At 29.5% G+C, this 23017-nt stretch carries 19 protein-coding genes, 9 tRNA genes, 1 other RNA gene and 1 other annotated feature; of the genes, 3 read left to right on the forward strand and 26 right to left on the reverse strand.

Annotation, left to right across the window (positions count from 1 at the left end; translation table 11 throughout):
• Positions 1 to 329: 329 nt before the first annotated feature.
• From RSD37_RS15160 to RSD37_RS15195, 8 genes are all read right to left on the reverse strand, one after another.
• The gene (locus tag RSD37_RS15160) at positions 330 to 2024 is read right to left on the reverse strand and encodes a M3 family oligoendopeptidase (protein WP_346947583.1); all 1695 of its coding nucleotides are present in this window, start codon (positions 2022 to 2024) and stop codon (positions 330 to 332) included.
• A 192-nt stretch (positions 2025 to 2216) separates the two neighbouring features.
• Positions 2217 to 2471 (reverse strand): pro-sigmaK processing inhibitor BofA family protein, encoded by a 255-nt coding sequence (locus RSD37_RS15165; RefSeq protein WP_346947584.1) that lies wholly within the window; start codon positions 2469 to 2471, stop codon positions 2217 to 2219.
• 93 nt (positions 2472 to 2564) lie between these two features.
• Complete coding sequence (locus RSD37_RS15170) at positions 2565 to 2846, reverse strand: DUF2508 family protein (protein ID WP_346947585.1); 282 nt, start codon at positions 2844 to 2846, stop codon at positions 2565 to 2567.
• Positions 2847 to 3089: 243 nt separating this feature from the next.
• Entirely contained in the window at positions 3090 to 3686 is a 597-nt protein-coding gene (gene recR / locus RSD37_RS15175) for a recombination mediator RecR (protein WP_346947586.1), read from the reverse strand.
• Positions 3687 to 3700: 14 nt separating this feature from the next.
• The gene (locus RSD37_RS15180; protein WP_346947587.1) at positions 3701 to 4039 is read right to left on the reverse strand and encodes a YbaB/EbfC family nucleoid-associated protein; all 339 of its coding nucleotides are present in this window, start codon (positions 4037 to 4039) and stop codon (positions 3701 to 3703) included.
• Positions 4040 to 4124: 85 nt separating this feature from the next.
• Positions 4125 to 5762, reverse strand: a complete 1638-nt coding sequence (gene dnaX / locus RSD37_RS15185; protein WP_346947588.1) for a DNA polymerase III subunit gamma/tau — start codon at positions 5760 to 5762, stop codon at positions 4125 to 4127.
• 290 nt (positions 5763 to 6052) lie between these two features.
• Positions 6053 to 6318: signal recognition particle sRNA large type (ffs, locus tag RSD37_RS15190), an RNA gene on the reverse strand.
• Positions 6319 to 6320: 2 nt separating this feature from the next.
• A tRNA-Ser gene (locus tag RSD37_RS15195) sits at positions 6321 to 6410 on the reverse strand.
• A gap of 169 nt (positions 6411 to 6579) precedes the next feature.
• Between RSD37_RS15195 and RSD37_RS15200 the strand changes: the two genes are divergently transcribed.
• Entirely contained in the window at positions 6580 to 7278 is a 699-nt protein-coding gene (locus RSD37_RS15200) for a TIGR00266 family protein (protein ID WP_346947589.1), read from the forward strand.
• A gap of 139 nt (positions 7279 to 7417) precedes the next feature.
• Here the strand turns inward: RSD37_RS15200 and lgt are convergent, their stop codons facing one another.
• The 4 genes from lgt to RSD37_RS15220 all read right to left on the reverse strand — a co-directional run bounded on the left by lgt (position 7418) and on the right by RSD37_RS15220 (position 9113).
• On the reverse strand, positions 7418 to 8197 hold the full coding sequence (lgt, locus tag RSD37_RS15205) for a prolipoprotein diacylglyceryl transferase (RefSeq protein ID WP_346947590.1): 780 nt from the start codon (positions 8195 to 8197) through the stop codon (positions 7418 to 7420).
• Between the two features lie 49 nt (positions 8198 to 8246).
• The gene (locus RSD37_RS15210) at positions 8247 to 8486 is read right to left on the reverse strand and encodes a (2Fe-2S)-binding protein (protein ID WP_346947591.1); all 240 of its coding nucleotides are present in this window, start codon (positions 8484 to 8486) and stop codon (positions 8247 to 8249) included.
• Positions 8464 to 8925, reverse strand: coding sequence for a tRNA adenosine(34) deaminase TadA (gene tadA, locus RSD37_RS15215; RefSeq protein ID WP_346947592.1), 462 nt, complete (start codon positions 8923 to 8925; stop codon positions 8464 to 8466). The genes RSD37_RS15210 and tadA overlap by 23 nt, the downstream gene beginning before the upstream one ends.
• Before the next feature lie 111 nt (positions 8926 to 9036).
• A tRNA-Arg gene (locus RSD37_RS15220) sits at positions 9037 to 9113 on the reverse strand.
• A gap of 274 nt (positions 9114 to 9387) precedes the next feature.
• On the opposite strand from RSD37_RS15220, the gene RSD37_RS15225 reads away from it, so the two are divergent.
• Positions 9388 to 10776, forward strand: a complete 1389-nt coding sequence (locus RSD37_RS15225; protein ID WP_346947593.1) for a pyruvate carboxylase subunit B — start codon at positions 9388 to 9390, stop codon at positions 10774 to 10776.
• Positions 10777 to 10971: 195 nt separating this feature from the next.
• A complete protein-coding gene (locus RSD37_RS15230) occupies positions 10972 to 11859 on the forward strand; it encodes a phosphatidylserine decarboxylase (protein WP_346947594.1) in 888 nt (295 codons plus the stop codon).
• A gap of 18 nt (positions 11860 to 11877) precedes the next feature.
• On the opposite strand, the gene RSD37_RS15235 is transcribed toward RSD37_RS15230, so the two are convergent.
• From RSD37_RS15235 to RSD37_RS15300, 14 genes are all read right to left on the reverse strand, one after another.
• Positions 11878 to 14172: a methyl-accepting chemotaxis protein gene (locus RSD37_RS15235; protein WP_346947595.1), complete on the reverse strand. Its 2295-nt coding sequence runs from the start codon at positions 14170 to 14172 to the stop codon at positions 11878 to 11880.
• Positions 14173 to 14422: 250 nt separating this feature from the next.
• A tRNA-Arg gene (locus RSD37_RS15240) sits at positions 14423 to 14497 on the reverse strand.
• 170 nt (positions 14498 to 14667) lie between these two features.
• Positions 14668 to 14758, reverse strand: a tRNA-Ser gene (locus RSD37_RS15245).
• Between the two features lie 31 nt (positions 14759 to 14789).
• Positions 14790 to 14880 (reverse strand) — tRNA-Ser (locus tag RSD37_RS15250).
• A 74-nt stretch (positions 14881 to 14954) separates the two neighbouring features.
• Positions 14955 to 15045 (reverse strand) — tRNA-Ser (locus RSD37_RS15255).
• An 11-nt stretch (positions 15046 to 15056) separates the two neighbouring features.
• Positions 15057 to 15147: transfer RNA gene (locus RSD37_RS15260), tRNA-Ser, on the reverse strand.
• A 175-nt stretch (positions 15148 to 15322) separates the two neighbouring features.
• The gene (serS, locus tag RSD37_RS15265) at positions 15323 to 16603 is read right to left on the reverse strand and encodes a serine--tRNA ligase (protein WP_346947596.1); all 1281 of its coding nucleotides are present in this window, start codon (positions 16601 to 16603) and stop codon (positions 15323 to 15325) included.
• 75 nt (positions 16604 to 16678) lie between these two features.
• Positions 16679 to 16881: a binding site (T-box leader), on the reverse strand.
• 56 nt (positions 16882 to 16937) lie between these two features.
• Positions 16938 to 17174, reverse strand: coding sequence for a DUF1667 domain-containing protein (locus tag RSD37_RS15270; protein ID WP_346947597.1), 237 nt, complete (start codon positions 17172 to 17174; stop codon positions 16938 to 16940).
• A gap of 11 nt (positions 17175 to 17185) precedes the next feature.
• Positions 17186 to 18577 (reverse strand): FAD-dependent oxidoreductase, encoded by a 1392-nt coding sequence (locus tag RSD37_RS15275; protein ID WP_346947598.1) that lies wholly within the window; start codon positions 18575 to 18577, stop codon positions 17186 to 17188.
• Between the two features lie 133 nt (positions 18578 to 18710).
• A complete protein-coding gene (locus RSD37_RS15280) occupies positions 18711 to 21419 on the reverse strand; it encodes a UPF0182 family protein (RefSeq protein ID WP_346947599.1) in 2709 nt (902 codons plus the stop codon).
• 17 nt (positions 21420 to 21436) lie between these two features.
• Positions 21437 to 21955, reverse strand: coding sequence for a transcription repressor NadR (locus RSD37_RS15285; protein ID WP_346947600.1), 519 nt, complete (start codon positions 21953 to 21955; stop codon positions 21437 to 21439).
• 218 nt (positions 21956 to 22173) lie between these two features.
• Entirely contained in the window at positions 22174 to 22677 is a 504-nt protein-coding gene (locus RSD37_RS15290) for an HDIG domain-containing metalloprotein (RefSeq protein WP_346947601.1), read from the reverse strand.
• A gap of 129 nt (positions 22678 to 22806) precedes the next feature.
• A tRNA-Ala gene (locus tag RSD37_RS15295) sits at positions 22807 to 22882 on the reverse strand.
• A gap of 5 nt (positions 22883 to 22887) precedes the next feature.
• A tRNA-Ile gene (locus tag RSD37_RS15300) sits at positions 22888 to 22964 on the reverse strand.
• Positions 22965 to 23017 lie beyond the last annotated feature (53 nt).

Here is a 23017-nt window from a genome sequence, read left to right on the forward strand (position 1 = left end):
TCCTGTTGTTTCTTTGCCGCATCTCTCAGCGACAAGATTTATCTTACCATGGTTTTCTAAGGTTACAATACGATTATTTACTCATTATATGAAAAATATACACTATATACTATATATTTCGTTAAAATACTACAAATTCCTCACATTGATACACTAGGAAAAGTATTAGTTAACCAAACCTTAAATCCCTATATATTTTAGTATATACCTATAATATTTATATTCATTATTAAATTAAAAGATAGAAGAAACTTGATTATTTCCTCTATCTTTTCCTCTTATATATACATTTTCACATTAAATCTAAATATATTATATCTCATTTTGATTTATAAGGTCTTATCATCTGCATTTTCTAAATATTTATCTATATCTCCTATTATCGAACTTACGCAACCATCTTTAAATGGAGATATTAAATTTGCATGTTCTACTAAGTTTACAAATGACATGGTACCTCCAACATTACACAGCCTTAAATAATCTTCCCATGCCTCTTTATGATTCTCTTGATCTTTTTTCCAGAATTGAAGAGCACATATTTGGGCTAAGGTATAATCTATATAATAGAATGGACTATTAAATATATGTGCTTGTTGGAACCACCAACATCCTCTTTCTAAGAAATCACAATCATCATAGTTTTTATGAGGTAGGTACTTCTTCTCTATATTTCTCCAAGCTAATTTTCTCTCTTTAGGAGCTACTTCTGGATTTTCATATACAAAGTGTTGGAATTCATCCACCGTTACTCCATAAGGTATAAACTTAATAGCACTACCTAAATGAGTGTATTTATATTTAGCTTCTTCTTCTTTAAAGAAAAGATTCATCCATGGCCAAGTAAAGAACTCCATACTCATTGAATGTATCTCAGCACTTTCATAGGTTGGAAAATTACATTCTGGTATAGTAATCCATCTACTTCTATAGCATTGAAATGCATGACCAGCTTCATGAGTTAGTACATCTACATCTCCTGATGTTCCATTAAAGTTAGAAAATATAAATGGCGCCTTATAATTAGGAATATATGTGCAGTATCCTCCACCTTGTTTTCCCTTCTTAGTAACTAAGTCTATTAACTTATTTTCTATCATAAAGTTAAAGAACTCTTTTGTTTCGGAAGAAAGCTCAGAATACATCTTTATTCCATTATTAACTATCCAATCTGCATCACCCTTTGGTTTTGCGTTTCCACTTAAAAACTCAAACTTTTCATCATAATATTTAAACTCACCTAATGCTAATCTGGTCTTTTGTCTTTCATATAATTTATTAGCTACAGGTACTATATAATCCTTAACTTGATTCCTAAAATTCTTTACCATATCTGAATTGTAATCAGTCCTTAACATTCTCACATAACCAAGCTCTACAAAGTTTTTAAATCCAAGTTTATGAGCCATATTAGTTCTAACCTTTACCATATCATCATATATTCTATCTATTTTTTCTTCATTATCGATAAAAAATTTATACTTAACTTGACTAGCTTTTCTTCTCATTTCTCTATCTTCTGATAAGATAAATGGTGTTAATCCTGATAAATTTCTTTCTTCGCCCTCAAATATAATTTTTGCTGATGCAATAAGCTTGCTATATTCTGAAGATAACTTATTTTCAAGTTGTAAATCTTCAATTATATGTTTAGAAAAAGATTTTAGGTTATATTCTGCAATACTAAAGAACTGTTTACCATATTCTCTCTCTAAATTAGACCTAAACTTACTATTTACGATAGCCTTATAAAAACCTGAATAGATTTCATCATATAATGGTTCATATTCGTCCCAATACTCTCTTTCCTTGCTATAAAACTCATCCTCAGTATTTATGCTATATCTTATACTAGCTATAGTTCCCATTGTAACTACATTGTTTCTTATAACATTTATATCATCTATACAGTTTTTAATTTCGTCTATCTCATTGCCATTATTTATTTGGTCTATAATATTTATCAATTTTTCCTTTACTAATTCATAATTAGGTCTTTCATAATTAAATTCATCAAACGTCATATATATATACACCTCAACTTCCTAAGTAAATTCTACCATTTATAAATTATTATGTAAATATTTTCCATATATTTAATCATCTTTTTACTAAATTTTTCTATACTTACTTTTTTATATTAATAAACTTTTTATAATAAATACAAAGAGCATATGATTTTATGAAAATCCTATGCTCTCTTCCTTACTTATTTCTTATCTTATATAATTCAATATTATTAAGAATAATACTCCAGGTATACCTAATATACCTGCTATCAATGCTGTTACTGCATTAATTGGTATTACAAGACCAAAATTACTACCAATTAGATTTATTAACCATAATAATATTCCACCAGTTATTCCATTAATAATTAAATTTAATAATATCTTTAACGGCCAAGCGAATATCTTTCCTATTATAAATATGGCTATTATTCCTATAATAAAAAATATAATGTTTTCCATAATATCCCCCCATAATAACATTCTATAATAAATTTAATATTCTTTGTTAAATTTACTAGATATCATAAGCTTATTATATAGTAATTAATAATATTACCACTTAGAGTAATAATTTAATTCTTCTACCATACAATCAGCATTTACAGTTATCCCTTTTAATTTAGCTTGTGCTAAAAAATATACATACCTAGATTTAGCTTCATCTTCCTTATGTATTGAAATATCAATTAAATTCTTATCACTCACATTATCAAAGCAACTTCTCGCTACTTCTATTTCGGTTATAGAGTTTTGAATTCCTTTTATTATCTCTTTTTGCTCAGGTGTATACTTATTATTAGATAGTATAATTTCCGTTACCTTATTTCTATTCATACTAATGCCTCCTATTATATACTTATATATATAACTTTTGACATATAATGAATGTACTATACTTATATTTCCATATATTGTTTTCTAAATTGCTATTATAAATATATTTACTACCGTATTTACAACATACTATTAAACTTATTAACAAGTTAATACTTATAGTTCTTTTTTATTTAAAAATAAGAGACAAGTGAAATTATAATTTTATAATTTCTCACATGTCTCCCTCTTATTTAAGTAACTCTATATCTCTCGTCTACCTTCTAAAGCCTTAGATAGGGTAACTTCATCAGCATATTCTAAATCTCCACCAACTGGAATTCCATGGGCTATTCTAGTAACCTTAACTCCAAAAGGCTTTAATATTTTAGATATATACATTGCTGTTGCTTCCCCTTCTATGTTTGGATTTGTAGCAACTATGATTTCTTTCAAGTCGTCATTTATTCGTGTTATTAGTTCTTTTAACTTTATATCATCTGGACCTCTACCATTCATTGGCGAGATTGTGCCGTGAAGCACATGATATACACCGTTAAATTCTCTAACTTTTTCCATGGTCATGATATCTTTAGCCTGTTCTATTACACATATAGTGCTTTTGTCTCTATTTGGATTAGAACATATGGCACAAGGATCATTATCCGTGAAGCTACCACATACTGAACAATATTTTATAGTACCTCTTGCCTTTATTAAAGCATTTGCAAATTCTTCAACTTCTTCTCTTGGAAGATTTAAAATGTGTAGTGTAAGTCTTTGTGCCGTTTTTCCACCAATTCCTGGAAGCTTTCCAAACTCCTCAATTAGTTTTTCTATAGCTATAGGATAAAAATCCAAATTTGTCACCTCAATTAAAACATGCCCGGCATGTTAAGTCCACCTGTTAATTTTCCCATTGATTGGTTTGTTTCATCTTCTGCTTTCTTTAAAGCTTCATTAACTGCAGCTAGAACTAAATCTTGTAGCATTTCTACGTCATCTGGATCAACAACCTCTGGTTTAATTACTATATCTTTTAATACTTTTTTACCAGTTACTGTTACTGTTATAGCACCACCACCAACAGATGCCTCAAACTCTTTAGTTTCTAAATCTTTTTGAGCATCCTCCATTTGTTTTTGTAGCTTTTGTGCTTGTTTCATTAAATTATTCATATTTCCACCCATTCCTGGAAATCCACCTTTTGCCATTGTAAAAACCTCCTAAAATTATATTCTTATTATAATTAGTATATATAATATTATAATGTAATCAACCTATTATTAAAATATTTTTTTATTCATCATATATTTCTACTAAATTCTTAGGAAACATATCTGATAACATCTTTTCCTTATCTACTTCTTTTTCTGTACCCTCATCCTCTATCTCATAAGTAACAGCTACACGTTCTTTTAATGCATCAGAGAAAATATCATTAATAGTCTTTCTATACTCATCTTTCTCGAGTCTTAGCTTATGAAAATTATACTGTTTTGTAAATCCGATAGTAATTACTCCATTGTTAAACCCTTGAACCTTACCCATCATAAGAGCCGTAGCTAGCACAATGTTGTTTTTCTGCTTGAGAATATTCTGTATATCCTTAAATGATTTTTTAATCATATCCACATTAAGATTACTATTTGTATATAATATTGGTTCTTCCTGTACACTTAATTTTGTTATATTGTTAGATTTCTGATCCTCTAATCTATTTAAAGACTTATTAACGACTGGATTTATTTGCTTTATCTCACTTATAGCACCTTGTACCGTTATATTACCCGATGCTATTTTATCTTCTAACTTATTTAATCTTGATAATAAAGTTTCAATGGAAGTATCATACTTTATCTTACACATCTTTATTATAGCGAGTTCTAGATATATTCTTGATTGTTTCGCGCCCTTTGCACTATCCTCAGCCTCTTGGAGAATACTAATACATCTCATTATCTCTTCAACTCTAATTCTACTGCTTTGATTTCTTATGCCTTCTATATTTTCTATAGACATATCGAGAACATCTTCAAGATTGTTACTTACATTTACCATAAGAAGATTCCTCATGTGAGTTATTAAATCTCTAATTAACATAGTTACATCTTTACCATCTGCTATTAACTTATTTATAAGTCTGATACAATCCTCTGTATTTCTACTTATAATATTATCTACTATAGATACCATACTATCGTTAGTAGTTATTCCAAGCATATCTACTAAGTCATCATAAGTAACCTTATTATTTATTGATATTGCTTGATCTAGTATTGATAAGGCATCTCTCATAGCACCATCACACATTCTAGATAATAACCTTAAGCTATCTTCTTCAATATCTACTAACAATGAATCAGTTATTTGCTTTAGTCTTAAAAATATATTTTCACTGCTTATTCTTTTAAAATCAAACCTCTGACATCTAGATAATATTGTTATAGGAAGTTTTTGAGGATCTGTTGTTGCAAGTATAAATATAACCCTACTTGGAGGTTCCTCTAAGGTTTTAAGAAATGCATTTACAGCTCCTATTGATAGCATATGAACCTCATCTATTATAAAAACCTTATACTTTGCTTCCTGTGGTGGATACTGAACATCATCAATTATGTCTCTTATATTATCAACGCTATTATGTGAAGCTGCATCTAATTCTGTAACATCTATAGCCGTCCCTCGATTAATGCTCTTACACATTTCACATTCATTGCAAGGTTCTCCCTCTATAGGGTTAAAGCAATTTATAGCCTTTGCTAGTATCTTTGCTGTTGAAGTCTTTCCTGTCCCTCTTGTACCACACAGTAAGTATGCATGAGCTATTCTATCGCTTTTTATTGCATTCTTTAGTGTAGTTGTTATATGTGGCTGACCTACTACATCATTAAAATTATTTGGTCTCCACGCTCTGTAAAGTGCTCTATACCCCATGTATCCTCACTCCTTATAAATCAATTTTGATAGAAAAATCATATTTTATTTAATATAACTACTCCTGATAAAAATAAATACTTTACTCATAACGCTTACTCTATATCACAATACTTATCTTAGCTCTATTATATATTGTTTACCAACTTATGTGAAGTAATCCTTTAAACTCTATATATCTAAATCTATAATTATAAGCTATTAATTCAATAACTTTAAATAAAGGCCTTTTAGTATACAACTTAAAAAAACATAAAAAAAAAGATGCTTCTAACATCTTAAAAATAAAGTTGTGCACCTTGCTTCGATAATTAATCTATATGCGTTACCTATACAGTTAACTCAAATCAGGTTGGTCCACGGCACATGGAAGGGCTCACTTATCGCTGCTTCCTTCCAGACCTGACGAGGTTCATGAGTTTCCATTGCGTGGGACCCAATTCTCAACGCCACTTATATAGGGCAGACCATACAGATTAAAACCTAAGCAAGGAATTCAACCCTGCTATAGCGGATTGCAGGTTACAGGGCACCGCTGACTCCCCATCTAGCACAACATGGCGGAGAAAGAGGGATTCGAACCCTCGGTAGAGTTGCCCCTACACACGCGTTCCAGGCGTGCTCCTTAAACCACTCGAACATCTCTCCATATGTTGTATTTCTTATTATACTATTTAAAATCATAGGTTTCAAGTAAAACTTATTTTAAAATACAATGTAATTATAGTATAATTGTATTATATTAACAACGAATCCAGTTCAATTCAAATAATGTATGTGAACTTAATTAAAATATAATAATTGGAGGTGCTTATTTATGATGAACTATGAAATCAAAGGTGGATCTATGCCTGTAGCCATTTGCTATCTAAATGGTGGAGATAAACTTGTTTCTGAATCAGGGGCTATGGGGTGGATGAGTGAAAACATTATAATGGATACTAATATGAAAGGTGGATTCTTCAAAGGTATTGGGCGTTCCTTATCTGGTGAAAGCTTGTTTTTAAATACCTTTACATGTTCAGGTGGTGTAGGTAAAATAGCATTTCCTTGCTCTGTACCTGGTAGAATAATGGCTAAAGAACTTCAGCCAAACGAATCTATAATCTGTCAAAAAGGATCATTCATAGCAGCTGAAAGTTCTGTAAGCCTTAATATTCACTTTAGAAAAAGGCTTTCATCAGGATTTTTCGGTGGTGAAGGTTTTATTCTTCAAAGAATTACTGGACCTGGAACTGTTTTCTTAGAGTTTGATGGTCATGTTGAAGAGTTAACTTTAAATATTGGTGAAAAAATCAGGGTAGATACTGGTCATGTAGCAGCCTTTGATCCAAGTGTAAATTTTGATATTGAGATGGTTAAAGGTTTTAAAAATATATTCTTTGGTGGTGAAGGTTTATTTTTAACTACCTTGACTGGTACTGGTAAAGTTTATCTTCAAACTATGCCACTTCAAAATTTAGCTGGCAAGTTATCTATGTACTTTAATACGGGAAATACAACTATGAGAGATTAATTATGTTTATTTAAATATAATTAATTATATTTCTACTTACTTATAGCTAAAAATATAAAAATAAACCTTCATAATAAACTAATATTCCTAGATTAGAATATTGTTTCATTACGAAGGTTTTGTTAATGTTATTTATTTCTTAAATATGCGGAATAGTCGATGTCTTCCTTCTTCTATATATTATTACTAATCCTATAATCCATATAGCTACACCTAGTATACTTACAATTTGTGCTGTTCTAAGTCCAAGTATCATAAGACTATCTGTTCTAAGCCCTTCTATAAAGAATCTTCCAATAGAATACAGACCTACATAGCTTAAAAATACAACCCCATCTTCCTTTACCTTGTGTAACATATAGAATAATATAAAGAATACTACTAAATTCCAAATAGATTCATATAAAAAAGTTGGATGATAATAGGTACCATTTATAAGCATTCCATTTTGAATGAATTCAGGAAACCTACTTATGAATGCCTCAGTTACTGGACCTCCATGGGCTTCTTGATTAAAGAAATTCCCCCATCTTCCAATTGCCTGTGCCAAAATAATACATGGAGCTGTCATATCAAGACATACTGATAGCTTTAAATTCATTCTCTTCGCGCATATATACACAACTATAACTGCTGCGATTACACCTCCATGAATAGCAAGCCCACCTTGTCTAATATTAAGTATATCTATTAAATGATCTTTATAATAACCAAATTCAAAGATAACATAGTAAAGTCTTGCTCCTATTATAGATATTGGAAACGTTATTAAAAATATAGTTAATACGTCATCGTAACTTATTCCTTTTAACTTGGAAGTATATTGACTTAGTAACAATGCAAGCATTGTACCTGAACATATTATAATACCATACCACATAACATCTATTCCAAATATATTTATAGCTACTGGATTCATATTTCCCCCTCCTCAATCCTTTTTATACTATTATAACCTAATGATAAATTTATTTATATTTTTTTATTAATTCTTCTACCTTATTCTTGCATCTTCTTCCTTTACAACTTCCAGTACAAGCACCAGTTAACTTACTAACCTCTTCTACCGTAGTAGCACCCTCTGATATAGCCTTTTTTATAGCCGCCCTTGTTACTACTTTACAAGGACATACTTTTGTATGTTTATCTAATACTACTTGTCTTAATAACTCTTGTTTTAATTCATCACTTGCCTTTATCTTTCTCACGTCTCCTTCGTTTAAAAAATTCTTGTAGCAAATCACTACATTCATCATTGTAAAGCCACTTTATATCTACCCAATGATTTAGATATTCACTTTGAGTTATGTTGAATACAGACCCACATCCACCAGCTCTTGGATCAAAAGTCCCTATATATAATCTTCTTATACGACTTTGAACTATTGCACCTGCACACATTGTACATGGTTCCAATGTTACATACATATCACACTCACTAAGTCGCCAATCTCCTATTATCTTCGTTGCCTTTTTTATTGCTATTATCTCCGCATGATTAGTAGGATCTTTAGTATATTCTTTTGTATTATATCCTGTAGATATTATTTTGTTATCTTTTACAATTACTACACCTACTGGAACTTCACCTTTACTTTGTGCAATTTTTGCTTCATTAATAGATTTTTGTAAAAAATAATCTTCCATAGTTTACTCCTCTTTAAGCGAATTCTTTATATTCACCCTTATTTTATAATATTAAAAGATTTATTTCTAATATTATAAAAAAAACTTAGTAAAGCAAGGCTTACTAAGTTTTGGTGCGCACGAGAGGAGTCGAACCTCCGGCCTTCCCCTTAGGAGGGGGATGCTCTATCCTACTGAGCTACGGGCGCATATTACATAATAATTATTATAATGATATATTTATTTTTAGTCAATAGAATAATTTCTATATTTTTCTAGCAATTATGGATTTTTTAACATTAACTGTTATTAATGTGTATGATGGCTAACTTTAAGTTTATACTAATTCCGTACATAATAAAAATATTGATTTTTATATATTTGTCAGAAAAATAACTTATTTATTGCAGATTTTTATCTAAAACTATGTTAAAATACTATTATATTATGATTTTGCAACAAAAAATTCAGAGGTGATTTAAAATGAAGAAGATTAATATAACAGAAACTGTATTAAGAGATGCTAATCAATCCTTAATTGCAACTAGACTTCCTTTTGAAGATTTTGCGCCAATTCTTAAGGATTTAGACAATGCTGGTTATTATTCATTAGAGTGTTGGGGTGGAGCAACTTTCGACTCATGTTTAAGATACTTAGATGAGGATCCTTGGGAAAGATTGAAAAATATAAAGAAAATAGTAACAAAAACTCCTCTTCAAATGTTATTAAGAGGCCAAAATATTTTAGGATATAAACACTATCCAGACGATGTTGTTAGAGAATTTATTAAAATGTCTGTATATCATGGTATTGACATATTAAGAATATTTGATGCTTTAAATGATTTTGAAAATATAGAAGTTGCTATGGATGAAACTATAAAACAAGGTGCACATGCACAAGGAACTATAGTTTATACTGTAAGTCCAATACACGATGTTAACAACTACACTAATCTTGCAAAACAACTTGAAAACATGGGTGCAAGTTCTATTTGCATAAAAGATATGGCTGGTCTTATTATGCCTTCAATTGCATATGACATAGTTAAGAGTATAAAAGAAACTGTTAAAATTCCGGTATTTCTACACTCCCACAGTACAAATGGTATTGCTGAAATGGCATATTTTAAAGCTGCTGAAGCTGGTATAGATGGTATAGATACTGCAATTTCTTCTTTCTCAAGCGGTACAGCTCAACCACCAACAGAAACTATGTATCATGCATTAGAAGCTGCTGGCTTTACAACTGGAGTTAACTTAGATACATTAACACACATAAATAATTTTTTCAAACCTGTTAGAGAAAAAGTTTTAGAATCAGGACTTCTAGATCCTAAAGTTTTAACTCCTCAACCAGAAGGATTAAAAAATCAAATACCTGGAGGAATGTTATCAAATATGATCTCTCAGCTTAAAGCTCAGAATTCTATAGATAAACTTGATGCAGTTCTTACAGAGGTACCAAAAGTGAGAGAAGACTTAGGATTCCCACCACTTGTTACTCCAATGAGCCAAATGGTTGGAACTCAAGCTACAGTTAATGTATTAACTGGTGAGAGATATAAAATGATTCTTAAAGAAGTAAAAGCTTATTGCCGAGGAGAATATGGTAAAGCTCCTGGAAAAATAAATGAAGAAGTTCTAAAAAAAGCTCTTGGGAACGATTCTCCTATTGAAGGAAGATTTGCTGATAGCTTAGAGCCAGCTTTTAAGAAAACAAAAGAAGAATTAAAAGATATTACAACTAACGAAGAAGATGTACTTTCTTACTTAGCATTCCCTCAAATTGCTGAAGAGTTCTTTAAAAAGAGAAGAGAGAAACCATCTAATGATGATATGAGAAAAATCACTAACAGCGAAGTAATATAACTTAAGGTTTAATTCTATCAAAATCTATTATGTAAAAAAACCCATACTATTTAAATTGATATCAGTTTAAATAGTATGGGTTTTTTAATTTTACTCTTAATTATAAATTCTACTATAAATCCGAATTCTATATTTTTTCTGTTATAATAATACTATTGTTACATTAATTTAATACTTAATTTTAGAGGTGATTTCATGATAAAATATTATAATCGAAAAACTAAGGATTATGAAATAGAAGATGTTGCAGGTGGTAAAGCGTTATCGCTCATATATAGCCATCCTGTTGGAAGAAAGTTTTTACCCAGTATTGCAAAGCGAAAGACTATAACAAAACTATATGGAAGATGTTGTGACATGGGTGCCAGTAAGGTTTATATAAAAGACTTTGTTAAAAACTTTAATATAAACATGAATGATTATGAAAAAGATATAGATAAGTATATTTCTTTTAATGACTTTTTCTATAGAAAGCTTTCTTCTAATAGTAGACCTATAGACACTAAAGAAAACGTATTTATCTCACCATGTGATGGAAAGTTATTAGCTATAGATAGGATTAATTCTGATTTAAGCTTTTCTATAAAAGGCTTTAAGTATACTATAGATGAACTAATAAAGAATCAGGATATTAGTGATCAGTATAAGAATGGTACTTGTTTGATTTTTAGACTATGCCCTACTGACTATCATAGGTTCCATTTTGTAGATTCTGGAGTATGTTCATCTTCACATATTATAAAAGGACACTATTACTCTGTTAATCCTGTAGCTCTCGAAAATATTAATAAGGTTTTCTCGGAAAATAAAAGAGAATACAGTATATTAAAGAGCAATAACTTTGATGATGTTTTATATATAGAGGTTGGTGCAACCTTTGTAGGTTCAATTATACAAACCTACCCTACTGATACTAAAGTTAATCGAGGTGATGAAAAAGGATATTTCAAATTCGGTGGTTCTACCGTAATAGTTTTTATTAAAGAAGGTATAGTTAAATTAGACGAAGATATTATTTTACAAAGTAATTCTGGTATAGAAACTGCTGTATATTTAGGAGAAAAATTAGGAGTAAGAATATAAAATTCTTACTCCTTTTATTTATAATTTAAACTTAAGTGTAGTATTATTCAGCTTATCTGCATTTTCCTTATTTTCTATTGCTGTATTCTTTATATCATCAATGTTTCCCACTATATCCATAGTTTTAGATGATATAGATGATATTCCCATAGCTCCTTCTGTCACAGTTACTGATACTTCATCTAATGCTTTAACAATGCCTTCAATTGCCTGATTAAGTACTACTGATTCATTACTGAAGTCATTCATGAATCTATTAAATTTATCTGCATCATTCTCATACTGAATTCCTTCTTCTATATTTTTATCATAATCTGCTATTACTTGTTTCTCAACAAAGTTGATTATTTTTTCTGAGCTAAGGGCTAAATTTTCTACTGATTTATTTACTATTTTAACTATTCTTTGTATATCTGATGCTGTTTTTCCAGACTCTTCTGCCAGCTTTCTTACTTCATCTGCAACTACAGAGAATCCTCTTCCAGCTTCTCCAGCCCTTGCCGCTTCTATCGCTGCATTAAGTGCTAATAGATTAGTTTGTTGAGTTATCTTAAGTATAGAGTCAGCTAATTTATCAATTTGCTTAACTTCCTGAGAACTTGCTATGGCTATTTCTAACTCGCTCTTAACACTAGTGTAAATTTTATTTGATTTTTCTTTAGTCTCTATAGCCCCAGCCTTTATTTTCTGAGCTCTATTAAGTATACCTTTAGTTATTTCATATCCTTCTAAAGCTTCATTTGCTATATTTTCTACGCTCTTAATCATTTCAGTAGATGAAGCTACAATTTCTTCTGTTGTCGCTGAAGTTTCTTCAATTCCAGAAGAAACATTTTCAGTTTCGAATAAAGTTTCATCTGCCTTAACCTTTAGGTTTTCAGTAGACTCTTCTACTATATTAACATTATAAGTTAATCTTTCCGTTGTTGAAGTTATATCACTAACTACTTCTCTTAAAACCTCTCTCATATTTAATATAGAACTGTAAATAAGTCCTATTTCATCCCTAGATTTGATACTAGGTAAATTATCATTACTCAAATCTAACTTAGCAGTCTTGTTAACTAAAGCTGCCACTGTTACTATTGGATCTATTATTACATTAGCCATAATCATTATTATAATAGCTGCTATGACAATTATTACTATTGCTAATATGGCAATTTGATTTACCATAGTTAATATAGGTTTTCTTATATCATTTCTATCTACATCGATAACCATAATCCAGTTAGTTCTAGGCACTACATTATAGGCTGACATAATATTTTTATCATTACTTTTATATTCTATAGAACCAGCATCTACCTTACTACCCTTTATTACCTTATCTACTATAGACTTTATTTCAACACACTCTATTGGTTGACCTATTTTTTCATTATTGGGATGATAAATCAAATTACCCGTCTCATCAATAAGATATGCATAACTACTCTCTTTACCGTCTATCTTAATATTCTCTATATATGATGAAAAACTCTCTGTATATACATGTAAAGCTATGTATCCTAGACACTTATCATAATTATTTTTATCAAGTATTGGATATGTAAATACAACTACACCTCTATCGCCATTTACAGATTTTATTGTATTGCTTATCCATTTACCACCACTAGAGCTAGTACTATGATATGTGTTATCAACTTCAACTTTACCTATTAAAGACTGCTCACTATCGGATATAACATTTCCATTAATATCAACTACTGATACTCTATCAACGTTATTATTAGTTGATTTATATGTACTAAATGCTTTATTGTTTTTCTCAATTTCATCTTTATTTTTCTTTAATATATTATTATCCTTGCTATCTTTGTCCCTTAATATATTAATAACTTCACTAGAATTTGCAAGAGCAAAGGCCTCATTAGTTACCTTATCCATCATTACTGATATGGTTTGAACAGATGATATTGTAATATCTCTCATTTCACGGCTTATTTGCTCTGAAATTATTTTAGAAGAACTTACATACATAACTGTACTTGTTATTACCATAGAAATAACTGTTAATGATATCATGCTAATAAGAATTTTTTTCTTTACACTTGTACCCTCAACCTGTAATTTACCTTCCTTGTAAAATTTAGTTACTTCCTTAACCTGAGTAATACTCTTCTCTATATTTTTAACCTTATTTGATTTTATTACATTCTTACCATCTATCTTATCCTTAATAACTTGTTTTGATTTAAAGTTAAATCCCCTTAATTTATCCATAGTATCTTTAAATAATTTTTTTATAGAATTAAGTATAACCTTTCCATTTCTTCTTAATTTCTTAATAGGTTTCTTGTTACGCATAAATACCCCCCCAAACATTTATAATCCTATATTAATTATCGTACATAATTTACTATTCTTTACACTTTTTATGAGTTCTATTTAATATATTTTAAACAAATTTTAGCTTTATACTAAATAATAATTCATTATTTAATGTGAAAACATTTTTTCTATTAATCACCTTATCTAAACCCATATTTTTATCTATAGTAAATTTATTTTTGTATATAAAAAAATCATTGCAAGATAATCTTACAATGACTAAATATGGCAGGGTGTGTAGGAATCGAACCCGCAATATACGGTCCGTAGCCGTATGTTATATCCATTTAACTAACACCCCATATGTTATTAAATAACTATTACATAATACCATATAACCTCTATGATTACAATGATTATTTAAAATCTTGAACATTTATTTATACCCCTTTATAATTTTCAACTCTACCTATTTGAAAATTATAACTTCACAAATAAAAAATAGTGTATAGATTTATCTATACACTATCCTGGCGGAGAAAGAGGGATTTGAACCCTCGCGCCGGTTACCCAACCTACGCCCTTAGCAGGGGCGCCTCTTCAGCCACTTGAGTACTTCTCCATATTTAAATAAAGTTTTGGATAAAAAAAAATGGCGGAGAGATAGGGATTCGAACCCTAGGTACGCTCACACGTACGCCGGTTTTCAAGACCGGTGCCTTAAACCAACTCGACCATCTCTCCGTAATTTAATGTTTTCGAAATCATAAGTATGATTTCACATTTATTAAGTTTTGTTTAGTAGTTCTATTTTTTTATGGCGGAGAAAGAGGGATTTGAACCCTCGCGCCGGTTACCCAACCTACGCCCTTAGCAGGGGCGCCTCTTCAGCCGCTTGAGTATTTCTCCAATAAAAAAATTGGCGGAGAGATAGGGATTCGAACCCTAGGTACGCTCACACGTACGCCGGTTTTCAAGACCGGTGCCTTAAACCAACTCGACCATCTCTCCATTTCCTACAAGAGTTATTCTACCAAGAATTAATACTCATGTCAACACTATTTAATATTTTATTAGTTTTTTATTTTTTTATTATTGAATTTACCTAATTGTTATTTTCTTAATACTTAATTAAATCCCAATAACTGAATTAAAACTCAGCTAATGGGATTTATTTTTAATATTATTACTTAGAAATTATGTCACAACCCATATATGGTCTTAATACTTCAGGTACTGTTACTGTACCATCTTCATTTTGGTAGTTTTCAAGTACAGCAGCTAATGCTCTCCCTATAGCTACTCCTGATCCGTTTACAGTGTGAACAAATTTAGGTTTTGCCTTTGGATCATCCTTATATTTTATATTAGCACGTCTTGATTGGAAGTCTTCGAAGTTACTACAGCTTGATATTTCTACATATTTATTATAACTTGGCATCCATACTTCTATATCATACTTTAATGCCGCAGTAAACCCTAAATCGCCTCTACATATTCTTACGATTCTATATGGAAGACCTAATCCTTGTAATACACTCTCTGCATCTGCTACAAGCTTATCTAATTCATTGTATGAATCTTCTTGTTTAGTAAACTTAACTAACTCAACCTTATTAAATTGATGCTGTCTAATTAATCCTCTTGTATCCCTTCCTGCTGATCCAGCTTCTGATCTAAAACAAGCGCTATAAGCAGCATATTTTATTGGAAGTTTATCCCCATCTATTGTTTCATCTCTATAAATATTAGTTACCGGAACCTCCGCTGTTGGTATTAGGAAATAATCAGTATCTGCAACTTTGAAAGCATCTTCTTCAAACTTAGGAAGTTGTCCTGTACCTATCATACTCGCTCTATTAACCATGTATGGTGGAAGCACTTCATCGTATCCATTCTCATCTGTGTGCTTATTTAAAAAGTAATTTATTAATGATCTTTCAAGTCTTGCTCCTAACCCTTTATATACAGTAAACCTTGATCCTGTAACTTTTCCCGCTCTCTCAAAATCTAATATATTGTTATCTGTTCCAATTGTCCAATGTTCCTTTGGAGTAAAGTTAAACTCCCTTGTATTCCCCCATTTTTTTATTTCTACGTTATCATCATCAGTACTTCCATTAGGAACTGAATCATGAGGAACATTAGGAATTCTAAACATTATAAATTCTAGCTTTTGATCTATTTCATTAAGTTCTAAATCATAATTTTTTATAGTATCTGAAAGAAGCTTCATTTCTTTCATTGTTTCAGATACATCTATGCCTTGTTTCTTTAATTTGGGAATTTCTGCTGAAGTAACATTTCTTTTATTCTTTAATTCTTCAACTTCAATTAAAATATTACGTCTTTTTTGGTCAAGTTCAACAACTTCATCTATAAGTGATAGGTCAAAGCTCTCACCTCTATTTTGCATTTTAGTTTTGAACTCATCTGGATTATTTCTTATTCTTTTTAAATCTATCATCTTTCTTCCTCCTAATTAGTTTTTAAAATCTTAACAACTATATTTCTATATAATAAAAGAGCCTTCCACCCCCATACAAGGGACGAAAGACTCCGTGTTACCACCCTAATTGAATAAAATTAATTATTCCACTCACAAATTAACGACACTAGAGGTGCCGTACTGCTCATCACAGTCCCTTTAGAGGTGGATTCATAATAACATATATATCAGTTTTCACCAGCCACTGATTCTCTTTAATATATAATTACTACTACTATTCTCTTCAACGGTTTATATTATAAATTTTATATATGTTTATATTATTCCTTAGTATATTCTTTGTCAATGTTTTTTACTTACTTTTATAAATAGATTTAGTACAAATTATATCTATACCTGTGTTTAATATATTTTTACATATAACATCACCCTCAGATGTTTGTGGTCCTACATATATTCTACCTAAACACTTTGAACATTCAACCCACAAACCTTTATCTATTGGACCGCTACTTCTTACTGGAATTACCTTGTTTTCTGTAGAGCACTTTACTCTCACTACAGTTGTTAATATATTGTCATCTCTCATACTTATTTACCTCACATAGTATCAAATTCTTTTATTCTAGATAATAGAATTGTTGAATCCTTTGAATTGTTAACTACTTCTGTAATTCGTTTATCCATTTCTCTTGCTAATATGTCGATGATTTTTTCCTTGCAATAACATCCATCACAACTTCCAAGACCTGCGCCTGTTCTTCTCTTTACTCCTGTTACAGTTCTTGCACCTAAAGGTCTTCTTATTGAATCTACAATCTCACCTTCTGTTACTTTATCACATTGACAGACTATATGACCATATTTTCTATCTACCTCTATAATTTTATTTCTCTCATCATTAGATAAACTCTTAAACTTGAAATATTCTCTTCTCTTATCATTAAAATCCTTTTTAAGTTTACAATTTAATTTTTCTACCACTAATTTAGATATATTTAATGCCAGTGCTGGAGTCATTGTAACCTTACCATAATGATTCACATTTACATTCATATATCCATTATCCTTAATATCATCATGTATCTTAATAGGTTCATCAAATAATTTCCAATCAAGAACCATTTTAATATCCTTTTCATTAATTTCTTTCGTTAAAGGTTTTAATTTTTCTACAACTTTATCATAAGATACATTTACATAGCTACTATATGCTCCTATAATTTCATTATTAATTGTAGGTCTTAAATATAACCTTTCTTCATCATTTACATCAAAGATAATATTTGAGTATATATTACTGTAATTTTTATCAATCACCATATACTTTAGATATTTTCCTTTATTATCTTCTTTAACATATTCATCTACTAATTGTAGATTCTTATCTTTAGTAGTATCAATTACAATTTTACATGTAAACTTATTTCTATTTGTCTTTATTCTAAAACCCTTATTAATATTATCTATAGATTCAACCTCTTCCTCTAGTCTAAAGTTAACTCCATTATCAAATGCAATTTCTCCATAGGCTAATGCTAAATCATATGAACATATAACACCTGTATTTGGTATATATATTGACTTTATAACATCATTACCTATATTTGGCTCATATTCTAATACTTCATTTCCAATAAGTAATTTAACATCATCTATATTCTTATATAGTGCCCTTTTGTACATTTTATTAATAGTTTCTGATTGTGAATCATTTCTTGCAATATATAATGTACCGCATCTCTTATATGGCACATTAAATCTTGTAGCATATTCCTCCATCAATAAATTACCTTTTCTTATAAATTTAGATGATAACTCGTCTTCACATTCTAACCCATCATATATAGTTGCTGTATTTATAGATGGTGTATCATTACATATATCATAATCTTTTTCTATTACAGCAATATTAAGGTTATATTTTGATAGTTCATAAGCTAGAGCACACCCTATAATTCCCCCACCTAATATTAATATATCATAATCCATAAATTCCTCCATATTATTAAAATAATAATTTAAAATATAATTTTATATCTATATAAAATTATATAGCCGCTCTTTACTTCTGTATATATAATTCAGAAGTATTAGAGCGGCTAGTCATATTTTTTTAATGAATTTAGTTCGCTAACTCATTTATTAAGTTTCCTAATTCATTTATATATTCACCATACTTTGACCAGTCACCGTTCTTTTGTGATTCAATAGCATTGGTATAAACTTCCTTTATCTTCTCTAAATTACTAGAGTCAACGGTTCCACCATCACCTTGAACTTTATCGCTAGCATTTTCTTCTGTAATACCAAATAATTTAGCAAGAGCTGTTGTTATATCCTTCTCAAGAACTAATTTATCTCCAAAACCAACTATTACATTTTTCATTTCTGGTATACTATTTTCACCTGATGCTCTCAGATAAAGTGGCTCTACATATAGTAATGAATTTCCAATTGGAATTATCGATACATCTCCAAATTGAACTTGAGATCCCTTTGTATCCCAAAGAGATAATTGCTTTGATATCTCTGGATCTTGATTAATTTTTTGCTTGAATAACATTGGACTATATACTGTACCACCTGTTGGGAATTTGTATAAGAACATTTTACCATAATTATCCCCATCCATTCTGACTCCATACATACCTACCATATTATCTCTACCCTTAGTATTAAAGTATTCTAATATTACCATTTCTTCAGTTTCTTCACCATCTAATTTCATGGTAACATAAGATGCTTCACCCTTTTGTGCCTCTTCACCTTCAACAGTATCTTTATCACTTGCTATAGACCATACATCATCTCCATTATAAAATACACCCGGATCTGAAATATGATATCTACCTAAAACTTCGCATTGAATTTTAAATAAATCTTGAGGATATTTAAAGTGAGATCTTATATCATCTGATAGTGTGTCTAAATCCTTAAATAATTTAGGAAATATCTTAGCATATGTTGCAGCTATAGGATCTTCCTTATCAGTAATATAGAAATCTGTAGTTCCATCATAGGCATCAATTACAACCTTAACAGAGTTTCTAATATAGTTAATCTCATTTACGGGTTGTGCAAACGGGAACTTATCGCTTGTTGTATATGCATCCATAATCCAATAAAGTTTATCGTTACTAATAACTACATATGGATCTCCATCATATTGTAAAAATGGAGCAATCTTATTAACTCTTTCAACTATGTTTCTATTAAGTAATATTTTACTATCACTAGTTATATCTTGAGATAATAAAAATTTAGTATTTTGCTCTTTTAGTGCAAAGATGATTCTATTTAAGTAATTCATCTTTATACCCGCTTTACCATCATAGTTGTTAGTTGCATTTTCTCCACCTACTGGATAGTCTATCTCTCCTAATTTAGTGTTTACAATACTATAATCATTTGTATTTTCACCGAAATATATTCTAGGATTTTCTAAAGGTATATCTGTCTTATTTTCTAATGGAATATTGTTCATTATAAAGTTGGGTTGTCCCTCACTTGTAACTGAGTTTACCTTACTCATAACAACTCCATACCCATGAGTATAAGCTAGGTGTTTATTTTGCCATGTAAGAGAATTTTCATCTAATTTTTCAAAATTTATTTCTCTAGGTGCTATAAATACTTGATTATATTTTCTATCAATATAATATCTATCTGTATCTATATCATTAAATTGATAATAATATCTTATATATTGAAACTGATTATAAAATTCTAAAGCTGGTCTATATGAATTAACCTTTATATTTTCAACTATTTCTTCATTTTCTTTAAGACCCTCTACTGTTAAGTCATTATTTAATTCAAAATTTTGTTCCTCTATATCTTTAATATTATAAGCCATCTTTGTATATTCTATATTTCTCTCAATAAAAGGCTTTTCTAAAGTCTTCTCATTTGAATTAACTATAAACTGCTGAGTTAATCCTGCAGCAACAGTTTCACCAACAATTAATACTCCAATTATTATTATAGAGAATATAATGGGCTTAACCTTTTTAAAAATCACACTAAAGAATATTACTATGGCAAATACTATAGCTACTATAGATATTACCCTAAAGAATTTTAAAGATACAGCTACGTCTGTATAACTTGCACCAAACACAACACCTCTTGGTGAGTATGCTAAATTCCATCCCTTAATCATATATCCTATAGATATCATAATCATTACAAGTGAAGAGATTATAGCAAGTTGTCTACCCGCAAAGGTGGTTATGCCATTAGTCATTGATTTAAAATCTACAAAAGTAATATTTTTACTCATATGGCTTGTTAATTTGTCCTTAGTAGTTAAAACAATATATATCACAAATGTAGCTATTACTAATAAAATTAGTATTGAAATTACACTGCTATATAATGATTGTATTAATGGTAACTTAAATGTAAAAAAAGATACATCTTTATTAAATATAGGATCATTAACACCAAAACTAGTGTAATTCGAAAATTCTAATATTTTATACCAATATGAGCTAGCAAAACTAAATGAGAATAATAAAGAGACTATAAAATTAATTAATAAAAATACCTTAAAGCTCTTTTTCTCACTTTTTTTATCTATCTCTACTACTTTCTTTACTTTTCTAATGTTAGGTACTAAACTTTTATAATATATTGTTATTCCTAAAAATATAACTAAAAATGCAGGAATCATCAATTTTAAAATAGCTAATATCTTTGTGAAGTAAATAGAGAGATATCCAAGTTCATTAAACCATTGATAATCAACTATTATATTTATACTAGAAAATGCTAGAAATAATATAATTACTAGCGTTGTAAGTATAATACCTATGGACTTTTTCTTCAAATTGTTCACACTCCTTTTTATAATTCTTTAATTAAAAATCCTTTTTCATCTAATTCACTAATTATATTTGATAAGACATTATTATCTTCACATGTTATAGTATGTAGGTGAATGCCATTAGTTAAAATACTTAGAGGCTCTGCTGAATATTCTTTAAAACTATTTATGAAGTTTTCTATATCAAACATATTCTTAATCATAAGCATAGCTCTTATTTCTCCATATAAAGGGTGTTCAACAATTACATCCTCTACTGTAGCACCATACCTTATTATTGTTTTAAGTTCTTCTTGTAAATCTGCTCTATTATGATTAACTGCTATTACCTTTCTTATATTAGTTAAGTTTTGTCTTAAAATCATATATCCCTTAGGTGTTGATATGACATCAACGCCTTCTGCTCTTATTATAGCTATATCTTTTACTATAACTTGACGTGTAACTTCAAATATCTTAGCAAAATCTTGACCTTTTATAGGGTCTTGTGATGTTAATAATAAGTTTTTTATCTTATATCTTCGATTTAAACTAGTCATACAATCCTCCAATACATGTTAAATACATACTATATACTAATTATTATGTAAATAATAGTATATCATATAACTTATATAAACTTGCATAATATTTTATTTAAATTAAAAAAGTCAACTTCTCATTTCTATATTTCATTAGTTTAATATAATATCTATAGTAGATAAATTTAAATATATACCATTAATACTTTTAATTTTTTTAATAACTTCCAATTCAATTAATTTCTATCATCATATTTTCGTAAAATTTCAAGCCAACTATTTTCTTCATTATAATTATGATGATTTTTTATTGTATCTAAAAACTCCTTACTATATCCCTTATGTCTCAATATATTATAACCTACTTCACCATGATTGAAATATATATATATTCTAGAACTTTTATTTGAATACTTTTTTATCTTTCCATTTGTAAAATTATTTAATAATACAACTATAGATTTATCTATCGGGCTTAATGGTCTGTATGATTTTCCAACGTCATGTAAAATTGCAGATTTTATTAATTCATTATAATTAAGTTCACTGTTAGTTATCTTATCAAATGATTCATTTTTTATTATATCCTTAGCTACATTTATAGAATGCTTTATATCATATATAGGCAGCTTATATAATATTTTTTTTTCATCTTCATTTAGATACCGTTCAATAAATTTATTATCTTCTTCATTTAATTTTGCTGATATACACCTTACAAATTGATTTATACGACTCATTATTTATCTCCTAAATAAACTAAATTTAATAATTTTAAGTTATAATATATTTATTATCCATATAAAACGCCCTTCTGAGAATAAATATATATTAAAATATAAAAAAAAGCAATCTATACAGATTGCTTTTGGTGGAGATAAAGAGATTCGAACTCTTGACCCCCTGCGTGCAAGGCAGGTGCTCTCCCAACTGAGCTATACCCCCAAATATGGTGGACCTTCAGGGACTCGAACCCCGGACCTACCGGTTATGAGCCGGTTGCTCTAACCAGCTGAGCTAAAGATCCATAAATAACCTGGCAACAACCTACCCTCCCACACAGCTGCCCGTGCAGTACTA

Source organism: Clostridium sp., from assembly GCF_036646415.1.
Taxonomy (GTDB): Bacteria; Bacillota; Clostridia; order Clostridiales; family Clostridiaceae; genus Clostridium_J.

Coding starts and splice junctions, on each gene's coding strand:
- RSD37_RS15225 (WP_346947593.1), top strand. CDS start 9,388: ATGAAGAAGATTAATATAACAGAAACTGTATTAAGAGATGCTAATCAA.
- RSD37_RS15230 (WP_346947594.1), top strand. CDS start 10,972: ATGATAAAATATTATAATCGAAAAACTAAGGATTATGAAATAGAAGAT.
- RSD37_RS15200 (WP_346947589.1), top strand. CDS start 6,580: ATGATGAACTATGAAATCAAAGGTGGATCTATGCCTGTAGCCATTTGC.
- serS (WP_346947596.1), bottom strand. CDS start 16,603: ATGATAGATTTAAAAAGAATAAGAAATAATCCAGATGAGTTCAAAACT.
- RSD37_RS15290 (WP_346947601.1), bottom strand. CDS start 22,677: ATGAGTCGTATAAATCAATTTGTAAGGTGTATATCAGCAAAATTAAAT.
- RSD37_RS15180 (WP_346947587.1), bottom strand. CDS start 4,039: ATGGCAAAAGGTGGATTTCCAGGAATGGGTGGAAATATGAATAATTTA.
- RSD37_RS15275 (WP_346947598.1), bottom strand. CDS start 18,577: ATGGATTATGATATATTAATATTAGGTGGGGGAATTATAGGGTGTGCT.
- tadA (WP_346947592.1), bottom strand. CDS start 8,925: ATGGAAGATTATTTTTTACAAAAATCTATTAATGAAGCAAAAATTGCA.
- RSD37_RS15170 (WP_346947585.1), bottom strand. CDS start 2,846: ATGAATAGAAATAAGGTAACGGAAATTATACTATCTAATAATAAGTAT.
- dnaX (WP_346947588.1), bottom strand. CDS start 5,762: ATGGGGTATAGAGCACTTTACAGAGCGTGGAGACCAAATAATTTTAAT.
- RSD37_RS15270 (WP_346947597.1), bottom strand. CDS start 17,174: ATGAGAGATGACAATATATTAACAACTGTAGTGAGAGTAAAGTGCTCT.
- lgt (WP_346947590.1), bottom strand. CDS start 8,197: ATGAATCCAGTAGCTATAAATATATTTGGAATAGATGTTATGTGGTAT.
- RSD37_RS15285 (WP_346947600.1), bottom strand. CDS start 21,955: ATGACTAGTTTAAATCGAAGATATAAGATAAAAAACTTATTATTAACA.
- RSD37_RS15160 (WP_346947583.1), bottom strand. CDS start 2,024: ATGACGTTTGATGAATTTAATTATGAAAGACCTAATTATGAATTAGTA.
- RSD37_RS15235 (WP_346947595.1), bottom strand. CDS start 14,172: ATGCGTAACAAGAAACCTATTAAGAAATTAAGAAGAAATGGAAAGGTT.
- RSD37_RS15165 (WP_346947584.1), bottom strand. CDS start 2,471: ATGGAAAACATTATATTTTTTATTATAGGAATAATAGCCATATTTATA.